The 15,341-nt window shown below is 55.1% G+C and carries 17 protein-coding genes and 2 pseudogenes; 2 read left to right on the top strand and 17 right to left on the bottom strand.

Going from position 1 to position 15,341, the window contains the following annotated elements; all coding sequences use genetic code 11:
* Positions 1-354 precede the first annotated feature (354 nt).
* Entirely contained in the window at positions 355-711 is a 357-nt protein-coding gene (locus tag BMZ81_RS10120) for a nuclear transport factor 2 family protein (RefSeq protein ID WP_091131618.1), read from the top strand.
* Between the two features lie 35 nt (positions 712-746).
* Positions 747-923: pseudogene (locus tag BMZ81_RS10115) on the top strand (zeta toxin family protein); the annotation flags it as partial.
* Positions 924-984: 61 nt separating this feature from the next.
* Here BMZ81_RS10115 and BMZ81_RS10110 read toward each other — a convergent pair.
* From BMZ81_RS10110 to BMZ81_RS10030, 17 genes and pseudogenes are all read right to left on the bottom strand, one after another.
* Positions 985-2,205: an MFS transporter gene (locus tag BMZ81_RS10110; protein WP_091131614.1), complete on the bottom strand. Its 1,221-nt coding sequence runs from the start codon at positions 2,203-2,205 to the stop codon at positions 985-987.
* Positions 2,206-2,745: 540 nt separating this feature from the next.
* Positions 2,746-3,093 (bottom strand): plasmid mobilization protein, encoded by a 348-nt coding sequence (locus tag BMZ81_RS10105; protein ID WP_091131611.1) that lies wholly within the window; start codon positions 3,091-3,093, stop codon positions 2,746-2,748.
* The gene (locus BMZ81_RS10100) at positions 3,090-3,254 is read right to left on the bottom strand and encodes a DUF4316 domain-containing protein (RefSeq protein WP_091131609.1); all 165 of its coding nucleotides are present in this window, start codon (positions 3,252-3,254) and stop codon (positions 3,090-3,092) included. Before BMZ81_RS10100 ends, BMZ81_RS10105 begins: the two co-directional genes overlap by 4 nt.
* Before the next feature lie 8 nt (positions 3,255-3,262).
* Entirely contained in the window at positions 3,263-3,607 is a 345-nt protein-coding gene (locus BMZ81_RS10095) for a hypothetical protein (RefSeq protein ID WP_091131606.1), read from the bottom strand.
* Positions 3,608-3,740: 133 nt separating this feature from the next.
* Positions 3,741-4,196 (bottom strand): cysteine-rich VLP protein, encoded by a 456-nt coding sequence (locus BMZ81_RS10090; protein WP_242942616.1) that lies wholly within the window; start codon positions 4,194-4,196, stop codon positions 3,741-3,743.
* Positions 4,193-4,870 carry a CD1107 family mobile element protein gene (locus BMZ81_RS10085; protein WP_091131603.1) on the bottom strand — a complete coding sequence of 226 codons (678 nt, stop codon included), beginning with the start codon at positions 4,868-4,870 and terminating at the stop codon, positions 4,193-4,195. The genes BMZ81_RS10090 and BMZ81_RS10085 overlap by 4 nt, the downstream gene beginning before the upstream one ends.
* Positions 4,867-5,115, bottom strand: a complete 249-nt coding sequence (locus tag BMZ81_RS10080) for a DUF4315 family protein (RefSeq protein ID WP_091131600.1) — start codon at positions 5,113-5,115, stop codon at positions 4,867-4,869. Before BMZ81_RS10080 ends, BMZ81_RS10085 begins: the two co-directional genes overlap by 4 nt.
* Positions 5,116-5,130: 15 nt before the next feature.
* Complete coding sequence (locus BMZ81_RS10075) at positions 5,131-6,780, bottom strand: C40 family peptidase (protein WP_091131599.1); 1,650 nt, start codon at positions 6,778-6,780, stop codon at positions 5,131-5,133.
* On the bottom strand, positions 6,761-9,031 hold the full coding sequence (locus BMZ81_RS10070; protein ID WP_091131639.1) for a VirB4-like conjugal transfer ATPase, CD1110 family: 2,271 nt from the start codon (positions 9,029-9,031) through the stop codon (positions 6,761-6,763). The genes BMZ81_RS10075 and BMZ81_RS10070 overlap by 20 nt, the downstream gene beginning before the upstream one ends.
* A 46-nt stretch (positions 9,032-9,077) precedes the next feature.
* On the bottom strand, positions 9,078-9,458 hold the full coding sequence (locus BMZ81_RS10065; RefSeq protein ID WP_091131596.1) for a PrgI family protein: 381 nt from the start codon (positions 9,456-9,458) through the stop codon (positions 9,078-9,080).
* Complete coding sequence (locus BMZ81_RS10060; RefSeq protein WP_091131594.1) at positions 9,446-10,039, bottom strand: MT-A70 family methyltransferase; 594 nt, start codon at positions 10,037-10,039, stop codon at positions 9,446-9,448. Before BMZ81_RS10060 ends, BMZ81_RS10065 begins: the two co-directional genes overlap by 13 nt.
* Positions 10,036-10,758, bottom strand: a complete 723-nt coding sequence (locus BMZ81_RS10055; RefSeq protein ID WP_091131637.1) for a DNA-methyltransferase — start codon at positions 10,756-10,758, stop codon at positions 10,036-10,038. The genes BMZ81_RS10060 and BMZ81_RS10055 overlap by 4 nt, the downstream gene beginning before the upstream one ends.
* 185 nt (positions 10,759-10,943) lie before the next feature.
* Positions 10,944-11,810 (bottom strand): VirB6/TrbL-like conjugal transfer protein, CD1112 family, encoded by an 867-nt coding sequence (locus BMZ81_RS10050; RefSeq protein WP_091131592.1) that lies wholly within the window; start codon positions 11,808-11,810, stop codon positions 10,944-10,946.
* A gap of 12 nt (positions 11,811-11,822) precedes the next feature.
* The gene (locus BMZ81_RS10045) at positions 11,823-12,035 is read right to left on the bottom strand and encodes a Maff2 family mobile element protein (protein WP_091131590.1); all 213 of its coding nucleotides are present in this window, start codon (positions 12,033-12,035) and stop codon (positions 11,823-11,825) included.
* A 196-nt stretch (positions 12,036-12,231) separates the two neighbouring features.
* Positions 12,232-13,119, bottom strand: a pseudogene (locus BMZ81_RS10040) (TraG/TraD/VirD4 family protein); the annotation flags it as partial.
* Positions 13,120-13,160: 41 nt separating this feature from the next.
* Complete coding sequence (locus tag BMZ81_RS10035) at positions 13,161-13,328, bottom strand: transposon-encoded TnpW family protein (protein WP_091131587.1); 168 nt, start codon at positions 13,326-13,328, stop codon at positions 13,161-13,163.
* Between the two features lie 141 nt (positions 13,329-13,469).
* Positions 13,470-15,341: an AAA family ATPase gene (locus BMZ81_RS10030; protein ID WP_091131584.1), complete on the bottom strand. Its 1,872-nt coding sequence runs from the start codon at positions 15,339-15,341 to the stop codon at positions 13,470-13,472.

Here is a 15,341-nt window from a genome sequence, read left to right as displayed (position 1 = left end):
GGAACTCGAACGGTTTCGTGTGTACTGTTCCATCCTGATTCAGAATTGCTGCAGCGCTTTTTGACTTTGATACATCGATACCGACAGCAAGCATTGGCATTCCTTCTTTCGTTTTTGGTATGCGGTTATCCAGCTCTTTCCAAAGTACGCACATATTCAATCGTGAAACGGGAGCTACGTCCCAACTTGCTGAATCGAGCACTAAACGATGGAGGCTGGCTGACACATTTTACTCCGGGCGTGGTGTCCCAATTCCAGATTTCGTCAGACCGATGCCTCCATCTTAAAGGAAACGAGTAAGGCCGGATAGACCTTACTCGTACATTATGAATTCCAATTTGAGGAGGAAAGAAAATGTTACGGCCAAAAGAAGTAGTATGCAAATGGGTAGATGCTTTTAATAATCACGATGTAGAAGCAATCGTAAGCCTGTACCATGACAATGCAACCAATCATCAGGTGACAAATGCCCCCGTGATTGGGATAGACGCAATCAAAGAAATGTTTACAACAGAATTTGCCACCGCCGATATGGTAGCCATTGTAGAGAATATCTTTGAAGATGGGCAATGGGCAATTTTAGAATGGAAAGATCCATTGGGATTGCGTGGCTGTGGATTTTTCCAAGTTGTAAATGGTAAAATCCTGTTTCAGAGAGGATATTGGGATAAGCTATCTTTTTTGAAGCAACATAATTTGCCGATTGAATAAATGCACAAATCCAAAATTTAAATGGGTGAATATAGATGAAACAAGGAAGAATTGTTATAATTACTGGTTCGCCGGGAACGGGAAAAACCACAATATCAGCTATCGTTGCAAGCGAATCCAGTATGGAAAAATCTGTACATATGCACACAGATGACTTTTATCATTATCTTAGCAAAGGAGGAATTCCACCACATTTGCCCGAATCGAATGAGTAAAATTTTTTTGTGGACTGAATTACCACAGTACGACAGCATTGACTTAAAATCGTATTCTTTACTCACTGACCTTTGTTTTTCGGTCGAAATCTCTCAAAACGGGCAATACAAATACCAACATAGATACTGCAATAATTCCAATCCCGCAGAGTAAGAACCATTTTTCTACTCCAATTTGTTCCGCAAAAATGCCCGAACACAGCAGCCCCATAGGCATGGCAAAGGAAATAACACTGCTCAGCATTGCAAATACTCGCCCCAAATATTCCGGAGCGATTCTCTCCTGAATCAGTGCGTTCTGCACACCGTAGAAAGGGGAGGTTAGCCCCATAGCCACACAGCAGACAGCAAAAGCTGGGAATGCACTGGATGGCAGCAATCCAGAAACCGCAATGCTTACACCCATCACAAGGATAGATAGACCGATGGAGAGAATACGGTTCTTGAAGCCGCCCCAAATGCTAAGCAAAATACCTCCAGCCAACATTCCGCCTGCAAATGCAATTTCCGCAATAGAAGCATGAACGGGTGTGCCGTTAAAATAGCTCATACTCATAAGGGGGAACAATGCTGCAATTGGCATGAAGAAGAACATATAGGCTGTTCCAATCCATAGTAATGCGAACAGGGGCTTATTTTCCTTCAAGACCCGGTATCCGTCATTCATATCCTGTAAAAACCGGGCCTTTCTTTCACTCTTCTGCACCGGGGGATTGGGGATAGGCAGAAGTGCAACGATGCCACAAGCCAAAACCGCTCCCGCAATATCCAACATAATGATATAGCTGAGGGGCCAAACGCTGTAAAGAGCAGCAGCAGCGGCCGGACTGATAAGGGACACGACTGCCGACATAGTCTGAGTATATCCAGCGCATTTTGTAAGTTGCTCCTGTGGAACCATCAGTGGTGTCACCGCACTGGAAGCTGGAGTGTGATAGGCATTTCCGATGCTGCGGATAAAGAGAACCAGCATGATAATCCAGATGGGCGGATCGATAAATACAGCAACCACCGCCAACAGCCCTCCTGCGGCTGCGATCAAAAGGTCTGCACCAATCATCACTTTTTTTCTACTGTGACGGTCAACAAATGCACCGGCAAATGGGCCAAGAATGGCCTGCGGGATAAACCCGACGAAGGTAGCAGCGGATAAGACCATAGCAGAATTAGTTTTTGCGGTCAGATAGAAGATGATTGCCATCTGCAAAATTCCGCTGGTAAGCAGGGAGATGCCCTGTCCTGCCAGAATGGTAAGGTATCTTTTTTTCCAAGTATTCATTTTAATATGACCTCCTGTTTTTTATTGCATAACTTCTTTTCTGCAACAAAAAGCAGGTAAATGCTCCACAACGGGCATTTACCTGCATCACAAAAGGCACGACAAAACAGACGATATGATGGTGTCATCATATCGCAACTGGCTCATGTGTTTATCTGTACGCACGACAAAAAAGCCCCACAATGTGGAACGGGAAACCGACTTTTTGTTGTTTGTTAGCGTACAAAAATTAACACACGTAAGCCTCCTCTCAATTCATATTCCAAATTATTGTACCCGCTTTTTCACCTAATGTCAAGAATCATCCAGCATCGGTATATCTAAAAGTCACGGCATCATTTTGGTGCCGTGATGTTTGGCCCAGTTACCCGCCACTTTCTTTTAAAGGCTCCTTTCTGCGTAAATTTCCACAGATTCGATTTCCGTTTAGGTCACTGTCTAATGAGCACACGCCGAATCAGCCGTCGTTTGTTGTATTTCTGGCCACCACGACCAGAAGTAGGGACAGCCGGGGAACGGCGCGGGGCCGTTCCCCTTGTGTCAGAGCGTCAGGATGGCGGAGAGCTGAGCCAGCAGATCGGACAGAGGCCCCCACAGGTCGGCATAGTCCTTTTGAAGCTGTTTTAGCTCATCCGGGTAAAAGCCGCCGTAGCTGTTGGCGTGGATCGCCGCCTGATTGAGATTGTTTGCACAGCGCCGCTGGAGGGAAACCAGCTCCTTGACCGGGGAAAGGTCAACGTGGAGCACATAACCGCCCAGCGCCATTTTTCGGATATAGGCGCTCATGTTGCGGATGCCCGCCTCCGCCATGCGCTCCTGAATGGTTTCCAGCTCATCGGGGCGCACCCATATATTGATCGGCACATTGCGGACGCGCTTCTTGGTCAACGATCCTCACGCTCCCGGCTCCGCTTGGGGCGGGGCGGCTCCTTTACCTTGTCCAGCGGCTTTTCCCGTTCCGGGGGTTGAATGGGCAGATTGTTGTTCAGGCCGTCAATGTGGTTGTAATTCTGCTCCACAGACAGCTCTGCGTTTTTGGTATGTTCCATGATACCTCCTATCTGTCCCCCTTGTCGGGGACGTTCCTTTTCGAAGCCGTCTGGCCCCGGTCGGCCTCGGCCAGCTTTGCGGCCTCCTGCATCTGCTGGGCAATGGGGCGGGGTGTGACTTCCCGCTGCCCATACAGCCGCTTGTGGTCAGCCACACGGGAATTAAAGTCCAGCTCAGCGGTGGCCTTGTCCGCGTGGTAATGGCCCCAAAAGTAGGAACGGCCCCTGTCCGTGTCATTGAATTGCCATGTCACAAACGGGGCCGGGGCCTTTGGGTTTTCGCCCAGCGCAAAGCCGCTCCCACCCTCAAAGAGAACGGATCGCCGTATGGTATAGCCAGCGTTTTTCTCCACGGTTGTCTCCTTTCAAAATGTTAGCAGTATCGGGCCAAAATGGGGTGGGCCATGAAAACATACGGCCCACCCCAAAAGTGGCCCCGGAAAGCCCTGTAATCACGGGCTTTTTTGAGGGCCAAATGCTCACACATCAGCCCCGGTATTTCCGCATATATCCCCGCTGTTTTTTCAGCCTCGCGGCCTTGGAACAGACCGGAGAGCAATAGCGTGTGCGGCCATCCGGGAGAAAGACCCTGCCGCAGACGGGGCAAATCCGGGTTTCCGGGGCCGGGCCATCCTGCGTCAGAGTGGCCTCCAGCATAGGATCAAGGGGCAGAACGGCCTCCCGGAAGTAGCGGCAAAAGGCCCCCGTCCGGCACTTGCCCAGCATATAGCACTCACTCGTCGTCACAAGCTCCATATCCCTCACTTCCGCCGTTGGCGAAAGTTCGCTCATTTCGCTGTTCCTCCTCTTCCCACGCAAACATTGTTTGCGCGGGAACCCTAAACCAAGCAGGCAGCCGTATTCTTTGTCATAGTTGGCGCACCACTTTGTCACCAGCTTGCGGATCGTGGCCTTTTCCTCGCGGGTCAGCTCCCGGCTCATTCCTCGCCGTCCTCGTCCCAAGGCGGGGTATCGTCCTCGGGATCGGTTTCGTCATAGGCCGCGCCGTCAAAGGCATCGTATTCGCCGCCGTAGTTCTCCTCGGACTCAGCGGCCCTTTGCTTTTTGGGACGATAGATTTTGAAGTACCACCCGGCCCCGCCGCCGATGCCAACCACGGCCAGAGCAAGCAGAAGCATCCCGGCCCCGCCCGTGGCCTTGGGCTGTTCAGGCTCCGGTTCCTCGGTAGGTTCGGGATCGTCCGCAGGTTCAGGATCAGGCGCGGGTGGGGCAGGCTCGGCGGGCATTTCCGCGAGGGCCAGCAGATCGGCCTCGGTGACGGCGTTCAGGAAAAACACATTTTCCGTTTCCCGTTGGCGGTCAATAACCAGATAAAAGACATTCTCGGCGGGGGTCATAATGGTGAAAAACTCCTTGCCATCCTCGTCTGTGGCATTGTCCACCACCGTCCCCGTCCCGGAGGGAGTAAAGGGTTTCGGCTCGGGATCGGGCGTTTCCACTGGCAGCTCCTCGGCAGGGTCAAGTCCCTCCCAAAGCTCTACGCCGCCCGTGTCCTCCATGTACTCGTCACCGCCCCCGGCGTAGGCCGTCACGGAGAAGCCGCACATCAGAACGGCGGTGCAGAGGGTGGCTGCCAGCATCCGAAACTTTCTCATTCTGCCACTCCTTCCTCGGCTACGGACTTCTGGCCACCGTGACCAGAAGCGCCCCGGAGTTGCTGGAGCACCAGCGGCAGCTCCTCCAGAGAAACGCTCATACCGCGCACGATGTCTACGATTTCGCTGTTTTCGGCCTCCAGCTTTTTCTGCTCCAGCTCTTTCAGCCGGGTCTGCTGTTCTGCGATCTTGGCCTTGACCTTTTCGATCTCGGCCTGAATTTTTGCGCTTTTCGTAATTGCCATGTATCAAATCCTCCTTTACGGTAATCGCCCGTAGGCGTACAAATGCGACTGCCAGTAGCTTGTGTTCAGGTTGGCGTACTGGATGGGATCTCCGCAATGGAGCATCCAGCCGTCCCCCACATAGATGCCCACATGAGAAACGCCGGGGGTATCATACGTTCCGGTGAAGAACACCAGATCGCCGGGCAGGGGGCTGTTTGTCCGGGAGCAGATGTTGTAAAGGCTCTGCGCCCCCAGCCGCCCGAAGTCCCAGCCGCATTGGTTGTAGACGTAGCTGACGAACCCGGAGCAGTCAAAGGACGTGCTGGGCTGATAGCCGCCCCACACATAGGGGAACCCGATATACTTCTCAGCCTCCTCCAGAATGGCGGCAAAGGTTTCGTCGGACAGATATGCTTCCGGGACTTCATGCTCCGTGGGGCCGTTTGTGACATACTTGCCCACATAGGGAGAGGACGGGAACAGGTCGGGCCGGTTGCCCAGCGTGGACATATACAGGGCGTACATGGAGAGCTGTTCCTCAGTCATCATGTAGATCGGCACATGGGAGAGATTAAAGTTTTCCAGCGTGACGGTGCAGATGAAATAATCGTAGTACACCCGGTAGCTGTCCGTGTGGGTCACGCCGTCCTCGTCCACCCATGTGTCCGTTTCGATGTAGTACCGCCGCTCCGTCACCACTTCTTCGGTCAGACTGTACTGGCGGTCAAAGAGGTCTTGGAGCGTAAAGCGTACCTCATCCACCGTCCACGCCCCCTCATGGAGCGCGGAGATCATGGAGATCAGCACATAGGGGTCGTGCTCAATGTCATCGAGGTCAAAATGGTATTCGTCGTAATCGTGGGTTTCCTCGTAAGTGTCGAGATAGTCTTGAAGCTCGTCCTCCAGACCGCAATAGGCGGCCTCGGCCCCCAGCATATCCACATCCTCCGCCTTGTAGGTGCTGGCGGCCACCGCACCCACAAGGCCGTTGCCCACCGTCACCATCGAGGACATACACGACTGCATCAGCAGAAGCAGGAGCACACAGCCCAGCGCAAGGAGCGATCCCACGGGATGCCGCTTGGCAAAAGCCACCGTTTGAGCGGCCAGCTTTTCCGTGGTGACTGCCGTTTTTTCGGCAGCCTTGGCGCTCTGCTTGGCGGTTTCCCGCGCCCGCTTCTGATACTCCCGTTTCAGCTTGTGCTTATACCACATCCTGGCGGCGGCGCTTTTAGCGGCCTCGGGCTGTTCCTGTGCAAACTTGCGGGCGTTGTAATCCGCCGTGGCCTTGATATACCGGGACTCGGCGCGGGCGGCAGCCTTGGCCGGGTGCTCCCGGACGGCCTGTTTCACCTTGCGTTTACCATAGTGGAGGGCAGCCTCCCCGGAACGCTCGACAAAGTGACCGCCCTCCACGCCTACGTTGTCATGCTCCTCCTGATAGATTTTCCCATGCACAAAGGCATGGGCCTCGGCCCCGGCCACCCGGCCTGCCCGCTTCACAGGGCCGGGTTTCTTGGGCGGTTTCTGTGCGGCCAGCCGATCACGGGCCTTGCCCAGCTTTTCTTCCCGGTTCTCCATGCGGAGCTTGGATTTGTGGAGCTTGGCCTGTTCGCTGTCCTGATGAAACTTCTGGCCACCGTGACCAGAAGCACCGCCCGGTCTACTCTGCCTGTTTTCCATTGGCGGCGTCCTCCGGCTTGGTGGTCAGCAGATTGTAAATCTCTCCTCGGGGGAAACGGTCTGCAAACGGAATCGTCACGCTCCCATAGAACAGCAGGCCCTCACCGGAATTGGACTGCGTGATATAGGAAAGCTGGTGCTCTGATATGCCGATCTGCTTGGCGAGGATGGCCCGGTCGCTTTGAGCCTGTGACAAGAGGATCATAAAGTCCGTGTTGTCCAGAATGTTCTCGATCTCCCGGCTGGCTAGCAGGTCTTTGACGTTCTGCGTCAGGGCCGACGGCACACAGCCCTTTTTGCGAAGCATCTTCCAGACGGCCACGAAGTAGCTGGCGGTTAGCGGATCGCGCAGAAGAATATGGAACTCGTCGAAGTAGCACCACGTCGAAACGCCGTTTTTGTAGTTGGCATTGACCGCCGAAGTGACAAAATCGTTGGTGATGTGCATGGCGATCTTGCGGAGGTTCTCGCCCATGCCTTTCAACACAAAGCACACCACACGGGAATTGAGGTTGACGTTGGTGGGGTGATTGAACAGGTTGAGGGAGCCTGTACAGTAAAGCTCCAACGCCGTGGCGATCCGCTTGGCCTCGGGTTCGGGCTGTTTCAACAGCTCCTCGTACAAGTCTTGGAGCAGGGGCGGCTTGGCCGTTTCCAGCCCCAGCGCGATCTCCCGGTACACCTGACGCACACAGCGGTCAATCACGGTTTTCTCAATGGGTTGCAAGCCCTCCTTGCCGCCCACGATCAGCTCGCACAGGGACAGCAGGAAGTCAGCTTTCATGGAAAGGGGGCTGTCCTCGTCGTTGACGCTCATTTGCAGATCCATCGGGGAAATGTGGTTCGGGCTGTCCGGGGCAATCTCGATCACCTGACCGCCCAGCCGCCGCACCAGCGGCGCATATTCCCCCATCGGATCTACAACCAAAATTCGATCCTGGGGAATGGTCAGAAACACATTGAGCAGCTCCCGCTTGGCGGCGAAGCTTTTACCACTACCCGTCGAGCCGAGATACAATCCGTTGGCGGATTTCAGCTTTTTGCGGTCAGCCATGATGACATTATGGGAAAGGGCGTTCATGCCGTAGTAGAGGGACGGCCCATCCATGCGAAGCTCCCGCGTCATAAAGGGGATAAAGATGGCCGTGGAACTGGTGGTCATGCCACGCTGGATTTCAACGCCGTTATAGCCCAGCGCCAGCGAGGACATATAGCCCTGCTCCTGCTGCCAGTCCAGCCGCTTCAAAGCACAGTTGTACTTCTGCGCAATGCCGCCCACCGTAAAAATATCGTTTTCCAGCCGCTCCCGCGTGGGGGCGGTGTTGACGATCAGGAACGTCAGGAGGAACATTCGCTCATTGCGGGACTGGAGCTCGGCCAGCAGGTCTGCCGCGTCCTTGGAAAAGGTAACGAGGTCGGGCGGGAGAATATCGGGATCGTACCCGGCGCGGGTGGCCTTGCGCTGTTCCTCCACCTTCATTTTGTCGATGTCGGAGATTTTACCCTTGACCGTCTTAATGGCTTTGACCTGATCTACCGTCTGAATGTGCATGGTGACGGTCAGCTCCGCGTCCAATTCCAAAATCTCCAGCAGGAGCTTGTCCGACATTTCCGACGCCATGATCTGCAAGTAGGACGCCGCGCCCCACGTCTGGCCCACGCGGAACAGCCGTGACTGCCGGAAGTCGAAGCTGTCCGGGACGATAAAATCTTTCGTCCCCAGCCCGGTATGGGCGATGTCGGCCCACTTGAAGCGGAACGGCTCCCGACTGCCGGGGTGAAGCTGGCCGTGGAGCAGGGCCAAACGTTCCCGCCCGTCGAGGGGTTGGGACTGCACCCCCAGCCGCTTAAAGTTGCCCGTGACATCGGCCTCCACACGCTCCAGCCGGGGGCGTGCGGCAGCCACGTTCTCAGCGGGGATACCGAAAGTGATGTACTTGGATCGCTCAATACCGTTGTTGCTCTTGGCAATCTGGTTTTTCAGCATCCCGGTGAACTCGGCCCGGACGCTGTTGTACTCGTCCTCGGCGGGCTGGATATTCACCTTATAGCGGCCCCCGGAGCGGGAGCGGCGATTGATAAAGGAGAGCTGGAACGGCAAGGAGCTGTCAAAGTAGTTGAGGAACGAACTCCAGCCCCCGAAGATAGCCGTCTGATCCTCCGCCGAAGCCACGGAATAATTGATGTCCTCGTATTCCACGGTTTTGGTGAACAGGCCGTTGGGGAGCTGACAAACGCCGTCCGGGAGCATCCGCACATAAGGGACGGTCTGCTGGGCGGATATGGTGGCCGGGCGATTACCGGCCCGGATCAGGCTTTTTCTTTTCTTTGGGCTTCTGGTCAAAAGCATCCTCCTTTCCCGCAAATGGGGCGTAAATGTTCTGCGTCTGATAGGGCCTCACGCCGGGGCGGGTGAACTTGGCCCGGAGGATATTCCGCACCACCTTTTCAAAGGGCAGGCCGTCCCGCTCATACATCGCCATGAAAAAGGCCGGGAGCATGAGCGTGATCATCAGGAACATCGACCCGGTGTTTCCGAGTGTGCTGCGGGTCAGCAGATACACAGGGATGCCCACCACCGCCGCGCCGCCGAAACAGATCAACTGGCGCTTGGTGAGGTTAAAGGCAATTTTCGTCTTGATCTTGGACAAGTCGTTGGGGACGTTCACATACGGCATGACTCGTCCTCCTTTCCGCTATCCTCTGGCCACCGTGACCAGAAGCCGGGAACCGTGGACTCCACCTCGTTGCCCCATACGTCCCATCCGGGCGGGGTCTGCCTTGCGAACAGCTCCACGCGGGGCAGATCGCCCATGAGGGCCACGATCTTGTCACGGGCTTCGTCGGGCTTTTTGCTGTGGGCCTCGATGGGAGAAATAATGAACTGGTGGACATTGGCCGCCTGACGCTTGGGGTGGCCTTTGGTTGCCAGCAGACAGATCTCGGCGTTGCCCCTCGTCCAAAAGCCCAGCCCGTAAAACCAGCTATCCGCTTTGCGGTTTTTCTTCAGCCAGACGAAAGCGACGCTTTTGTAGGTGAAGCCCCACTCGCGGATCAGCCGCAGGGCCTCCGGGAGCTGGGGGAACGTAGCCCATAAAAAGAGTGCGCTGTCCGGGGCCGCAAGCTCGGCCACGGGTAACGCGCACAGATCATCAATTCCCATTGTGGGGTAGTGGTGCTCCGCCGCCCCCTGCAAGCCCTTTTGGGAATACCGCCAAGGGGGATCGGCGTAGATGATGGAATATCTTCCGATGATTATACTCCTTTCTCGCCGCGGGCAACGGCCTCCCGCGCCCGCTGGATGCGTTCAGCCGCCGGGCCGTAAAAGGCAGGGGCGTTCTCAAAACCGATAAAGCGGCGGCCCGTGTTCAGGGCGGCGATGGCCGTTGTGCCGCTCCCAGCGCAAATATCCGCTACTACCTGTCCCTCGCGGGTGTAGGTTTTAATGAGATATTCGCACAGTTCCACGGGCTTTTGCGTGGGATGAACAGTATTCGCCACCGTGGGGAACGCCAGCACATTGCCGGGGAACCGCCGCCCGTCCGACTCGCCGCTGATACGTTCAAAGGCTCCATAGTTGGGACTGTGGCCGCTGCGGTGGTGGATTTTCTTGTACGGCTCCCCCTGTTCAAACTGTGGATAGTAGGCCGGGGACTTCTGATAAAACACCAGAATGTTCTCCGTCTTTTTCAGCGGAGCGCGGCGGGCGTTGAGAAACCCGGTGCATCGGCTCTTGTACCACACCCACTCATAGCGGAGCATGGGAAGATTGGACGCGCCCAGCACCTTGTCATAGGGGCATTGAGCAAATAGGAGCACTGCGCCCTCGGGCTTCACCGCCCAGCGCACCGCCTCCCACAGCTCCGGCAGGGGCAAGGGAACATCCCAATAATTCCGCGTCGTGCCGTAGGGCGGATCGGTCAAAAGCATATCCACAGAATGACGGGGCAAGGAGCGCAGCCCCTCAATCCCGTCCATCAGGTACAGGCCCTCCGGGGTAATGTTCTGGCCTCGTCGCCACAAACTGCGCTCAGCTTCTTCGGCGGCGTTGCCGCCGAAATCCGCCCGCTCCGTTGCGGCTCCTCTCCCAACAAAGTCTGCCGACTTTGCCGGGTTCCCCTTGCCAGAAATGAAGTTGTCTTGCATGGATCACCTGTCCTTTCTCAATGCGCGTTGAATACGCTTTTTGCGATTGTTCCGGTTTTCATCAGGATAAAGCACAGCAGGACGGTATAGCCGATACAGCCCCAAATAGCCCCGATGGGATCGCCGCCTGTGGCAATACCCTGAACGAGCACCGCATAGATGGCCACGCATACAAGGATCAGCATACCTTGAAAGCCAACGGCGAACAGGGAGCGGAGGTAATTCTGGCCCATCTGCCCGGTCTCCCGGTTGGCGAGGGTAGCCACGGGAATCGGGGCCAGACTGGTCAGCAGATAGATCTCCACCATACGGCCATACACGATCACGAAAATAAATATATTCAGGGCAAACATGGTCAGCTTAATGACAAAGGATTGCAGGAACAGCCCCAGCAGGGGGCCAAGCTCCATCGCCTCCAGACTGGCCTCCAGCGTGTCCAGCATATCCGGGGTGACATCGGTACTGCCGCCGATAATGCCCGCCGAGCTTGCGATCACGCTTTGGGAAACGTCAAAAACCGCCATGACAATATTAAAGGTGTTGGAGAGGATGAGGATGGCACAAGTCGTTTTGAATACCCACTTGTAGATATTCGCAACATCGAACTCGTGCATATTGTTCTTTTCCAGTATCATCTGGATCAGCTCGTAGGTTGCGACAAAGGTTAGGATCAGTCCGGCAATCGGCAAAATGACCGTTTCGGAAAGCTGCCGTATCAGGGAGAAAACCCCGGCGTTCCATGCCGCCGGGGTCGTTCCCACCTGTACGGATATTTCCCCGACCCGGGTATTCACCGTGTCAAACAGCCCCTCGAGGTTATCCATGATCCCCGAGATCAACAGCTCTTTGAGCCATTCCGTGATCCATTCGGTGAGAATACCCATAGGCCGCTGCCCTTAAAACAGGGTAGACAGCAGGGGGATCAGGGTCGTACCCAGCACGATGATGCCGCCGCCAGCCATGAGCTGCTTGATGCCCTGGCTCTTGGCCGCTGCGTTATCGGAACCGTAGCCCTCCAGCAAATTGACCACACCCCACACGGCAAGGCCAGCGCCCAGCGCCACAACGAGGGTCTGCAAGGTAGTAACAGCGGAAGTGAAAAAAGCCATATATGCCTCCATTTCTCCGGGGCCATGCCCCGGCCTCGTCGCCGCAAACTTCATGTCGTTCATTTCCGCGCAAGCGCGAAAAATTACTCATTCCGTTGCGGCTCCTCTTCCCACAAAATCTTTGATTTTGCGGGAACCCATAATAATAGCCGCCCAAATGGGCGGCGCGTCATCCTCTGGCCACCATGACCAGAGGTTATACAAAGGTGTCCGGGTCGTCGAGGTCGTCATAGTTGAGGATGTCCTCGTCCTCTTCCATGTGCGCCTCGTCTGGTACGGCCACCTCGTAAACGGTGTAGTGTTCATTGGGATTGAGCTTGTCCATGCGCCGGGTGACAAGGCTGTTGAGATCAAAGGCGTTGCGCTTGTCGGCCTCGGCGGTGTATTTGTAGTTAGGGTGCTGCTTCAAATCGTATTTCTTGGAGTAGAACGGCGGCAGCCCCCGAAGCTGTAAAATGCACCGATCTCCGGGCATGGTAGCCAATTCGCTGGGGGTCATCAGCTCACGGCCCAGCCGCTGGGTGTTCTGGCTGAAACTTTCTGACTGCCCACGGGAGCGGCCCTCGGTCTGCATAGAGATGGTGGCCTTGCCCAACCAGTTTTCGGAAATCTCCTTAATGGTGGTACTTTCCCGGCCACCAAGGAAAATCATGGTGTCCATGTTGCCGAAGATTGTTTCGGCGTTGTCCTTGTAAATGGCCTTGCATTGCGACTGCGCCTGATACAGAAGCGCCAGACTGATCTCGCGTGAGCGGATGACGGCTACTAATTTCTCCAGTTGGGGGACTTGTCCTGTATTGGCCGCCTCGTCCCAAAGCACCCGCACATGATGGGGCAAACGCCCGCCGTGTACGTTGTCGGCCCGTTCACAAAGAAGATTGAACATCTGTGAAAAGGCCAGCGCCACAATGAAGTTATAGGTCTGTGTGGTGTCGGAGATCACGAAAAAGGTTGCCGTCCGTCTATCGCCCATGCGGTCAAGCTCCAGCTCGTCATAGCTCATAATTTCCCGAAGCTGGGGGATGTCAAAGGGGGCCAGACGTGCGCCGCAGGAAATAAGGATCGACTTTGCCGTTTTGCCAGAGACGAAAAGTCAAGGACTTTTTCATCAAATTCAAAAAGAAGTTACATTTTGCGGACTTCCTCACGGAGCAGACGCTTGATTTTGTCCTCCATCGTCTCTTTTGCGGTCTGGCTGAAATGCACACGGACAATATAGGTGGTCTTGCCAATCTGCTTTCTGACAGTCGGGCAAAGGGTATTGTTGGTGCTGCTGGTTGCGGTATTGTTCATTCAAAATCCTCCTGAAATGAAAAATGCCCGGTGACTGTTCATCATCGGGCGGCGTCGGTATGAGGGAACAAGGCAAGGCGGCAACATTTAGGTATCTATAAAAACCTTGCCGTCTTTGCCACGCTTGCCGTGTTCCTGTTGTCAGTCTCGGAGATAGCAGACCCATGCTGTACCGTCTTTCTCGGTCACAAGTCTGTCCCCGATACGGCTCTTTGCCGTTCTCATGGTGCGTGAGGAAATCCCACGCTCATTGACCGTCTTTTCCAGCTCTGCGCTCGGCATACGCTTTCCATCTGCCAGCAGTTCCAGAATGAGCATTTGCGCCTGTGCGGTCTTGCTTTCGGTCTTGGCGGTGTCTGTCCCGGCAAGAAGCTCGTCAGCGGTAATGTCATAAGCTCCTATCCATTCAAAGCCTTTCTCGTCTCCCAGAGAAAAGGCAAGGGACTGTCCGGGCGGCGCAAGGGAACTTTTCTCATGGATAAGCACCCTCGTTGTGGGGCTGTCCTTCAGCTTTCCAATAAACAGCAGACTACGGACTGCCGCCGTAATGTCGATAGACCCTAATCCTCGGTAGGTGCTTTGCGTCCCTGCGGCTTTGTTGAGGTGTCCAATCAGCACGATAGCGCACCCGGTAGCCTGTGCAATGTCTCCCAGACTGCGGAAGATGGGACGGACTTCATTTGCCCGGTTCATATCCACATCCGCGCCCAGAAACGCCTGTACCGGGTCAATGATAACCAGCCTTGCGTTGTTCTCACGGATTGCCCTTGCGATGCGTTCATCAGCAAGGGTCAGCGGCGTGTCTCTATCGTCAATGACAAGCACTCGTTCAAGGTCTGCGTCCGCTTCAATCAGTCGGGGCTTGACGGTATCGCCCAGACCGTCCTCGGCAGTCTGATAGATGATATTGAAAGGCTCAAGTGTCTCCATACCGGGCAAGGGCTTTCGGTTGGTGCAAGCCGCCGCAAGCCGCATGGCAAAGTAGGTCTTGCCCTCGCCGGGATTGCCCTGGATAATCGTCAGCTTTCCAAAGGGAATATACGGAAACCATAGCCAATCCACGCTCGTCAGCTCCACATCTGCCATACGGAGCATGGGGACAGGCTGGGCGGTGGGCAGCTCTCGCAGCGTGATTGTCTCGGCTATGAATTTGCGGCTGGGAATGTCCCCTTGCTGACGGAGAACATCGTTCCAGTCTTTCCTTGCCGGGACAAGGCGAATGACGGCGATCTCGCCGGGAATGTCCTGCACCAGTCGGGAGCAGGCTTCACTTCCTGCGGTGTCGCTGTCAAGGCAGAGGAACACTTTCAAGATGTCCTTGTGTTCAGAGAGAAAACGGTCAAGGGCTTTGCCCGAAACGCCGCCCAGGGCAAGATAGCTCCTTGTCTGCCAGTCCTGCGGATAAAGGCAGATAAAGGACAAAAGGTCAATCGGTGCTTCAAAGACAAAGAGCTGGTTGCCGTTGCCTTCGTAGCGGAATGGATAAGATTTATCGGAGCCGGTAATGTCCTGTCTGAATGGGTCTGCCGTTCCTCGCACATGGGCATATCTCGGTGTGCCGCTTCTGTCTCTGCCGACAAACACAACATTGTGCCGCTTTGCGTCCTCGTAAATATCCCCGGAAAGAAAAAAAGCCTCAACAAGCGTTTTGTTGAGACCTCGGCTTTCGCAAAGATATTGAATTGCTCTGTCGGCTGTTCTGCTGTGCAAAGGCAAGTGGAACTCTGTGGGCGGTGCTGTGCTGGCTTCGGTCTGTCCCTCGCCACTTTCACCGGTCAGGAGCTGGACGGCTTCGGGGAAGGACTTGCCGTAAAACTCCATGACAAAATCAATGGGATAGCCGCCCTTGCTCTGGCTGTGGCGAAACCACTTGTTTCCCCGGACAGTCAGGCTGTCATGTTCTTTCCAGCGGTATTCTCGTCCGCTTTTGATAAGTGTCTCTCCCTGTGTGCGGAGAAAATCTTCCAGACTGACGGCGTTTGCCCGGTCAATCTGTGCTTGGGTGTACTGCAT

The sequence above is a fragment of the Oscillibacter sp. PC13 genome, assembly GCF_900115635.1.
In the GTDB taxonomy this organism is placed as follows: domain Bacteria; phylum Bacillota; class Clostridia; order Oscillospirales; family Oscillospiraceae; genus Oscillibacter.
This window is presented reverse-complemented; position numbering and strand designations above follow the sequence as displayed.

Coding starts and splice junctions, on each gene's coding strand:
- BMZ81_RS10045 (WP_091131590.1), bottom strand. CDS start 12,035: ATGGCTTTTTTCACTTCCGCTGTTACTACCTTGCAGACCCTCGTTGTG.
- BMZ81_RS10050 (WP_091131592.1), bottom strand. CDS start 11,810: ATGGGTATTCTCACCGAATGGATCACGGAATGGCTCAAAGAGCTGTTG.
- BMZ81_RS10065 (WP_091131596.1), bottom strand. CDS start 9,458: ATGCCGTATGTGAACGTCCCCAACGACTTGTCCAAGATCAAGACGAAA.
- BMZ81_RS10090 (WP_242942616.1), bottom strand. CDS start 4,196: ATGAGCCGGGAGCTGACCCGCGAGGAAAAGGCCACGATCCGCAAGCTG.
- BMZ81_RS10080 (WP_091131600.1), bottom strand. CDS start 5,115: ATGGCAATTACGAAAAGCGCAAAAATTCAGGCCGAGATCGAAAAGGTC.
- BMZ81_RS10055 (WP_091131637.1), bottom strand. CDS start 10,758: ATGGACGGGATTGAGGGGCTGCGCTCCTTGCCCCGTCATTCTGTGGAT.
- BMZ81_RS10075 (WP_091131599.1), bottom strand. CDS start 6,780: ATGGAAAACAGGCAGAGTAGACCGGGCGGTGCTTCTGGTCACGGTGGC.
- BMZ81_RS10110 (WP_091131614.1), bottom strand. CDS start 2,205: ATGAATACTTGGAAAAAAAGATACCTTACCATTCTGGCAGGACAGGGC.
- BMZ81_RS10070 (WP_091131639.1), bottom strand. CDS start 9,031: ATGCTCCCGGACGGCGTTTGTCAGCTCCCCAACGGCCTGTTCACCAAA.
- BMZ81_RS10030 (WP_091131584.1), bottom strand. CDS start 15,341: ATGCAGTACACCCAAGCACAGATTGACCGGGCAAACGCCGTCAGTCTG.
- BMZ81_RS10100 (WP_091131609.1), bottom strand. CDS start 3,254: ATGGAACATACCAAAAACGCAGAGCTGTCTGTGGAGCAGAATTACAAC.
- BMZ81_RS10120 (WP_091131618.1), top strand. CDS start 355: ATGTTACGGCCAAAAGAAGTAGTATGCAAATGGGTAGATGCTTTTAAT.
- BMZ81_RS10035 (WP_091131587.1), bottom strand. CDS start 13,328: ATGAACAATACCGCAACCAGCAGCACCAACAATACCCTTTGCCCGACT.
- BMZ81_RS10085 (WP_091131603.1), bottom strand. CDS start 4,870: ATGAGAAAGTTTCGGATGCTGGCAGCCACCCTCTGCACCGCCGTTCTG.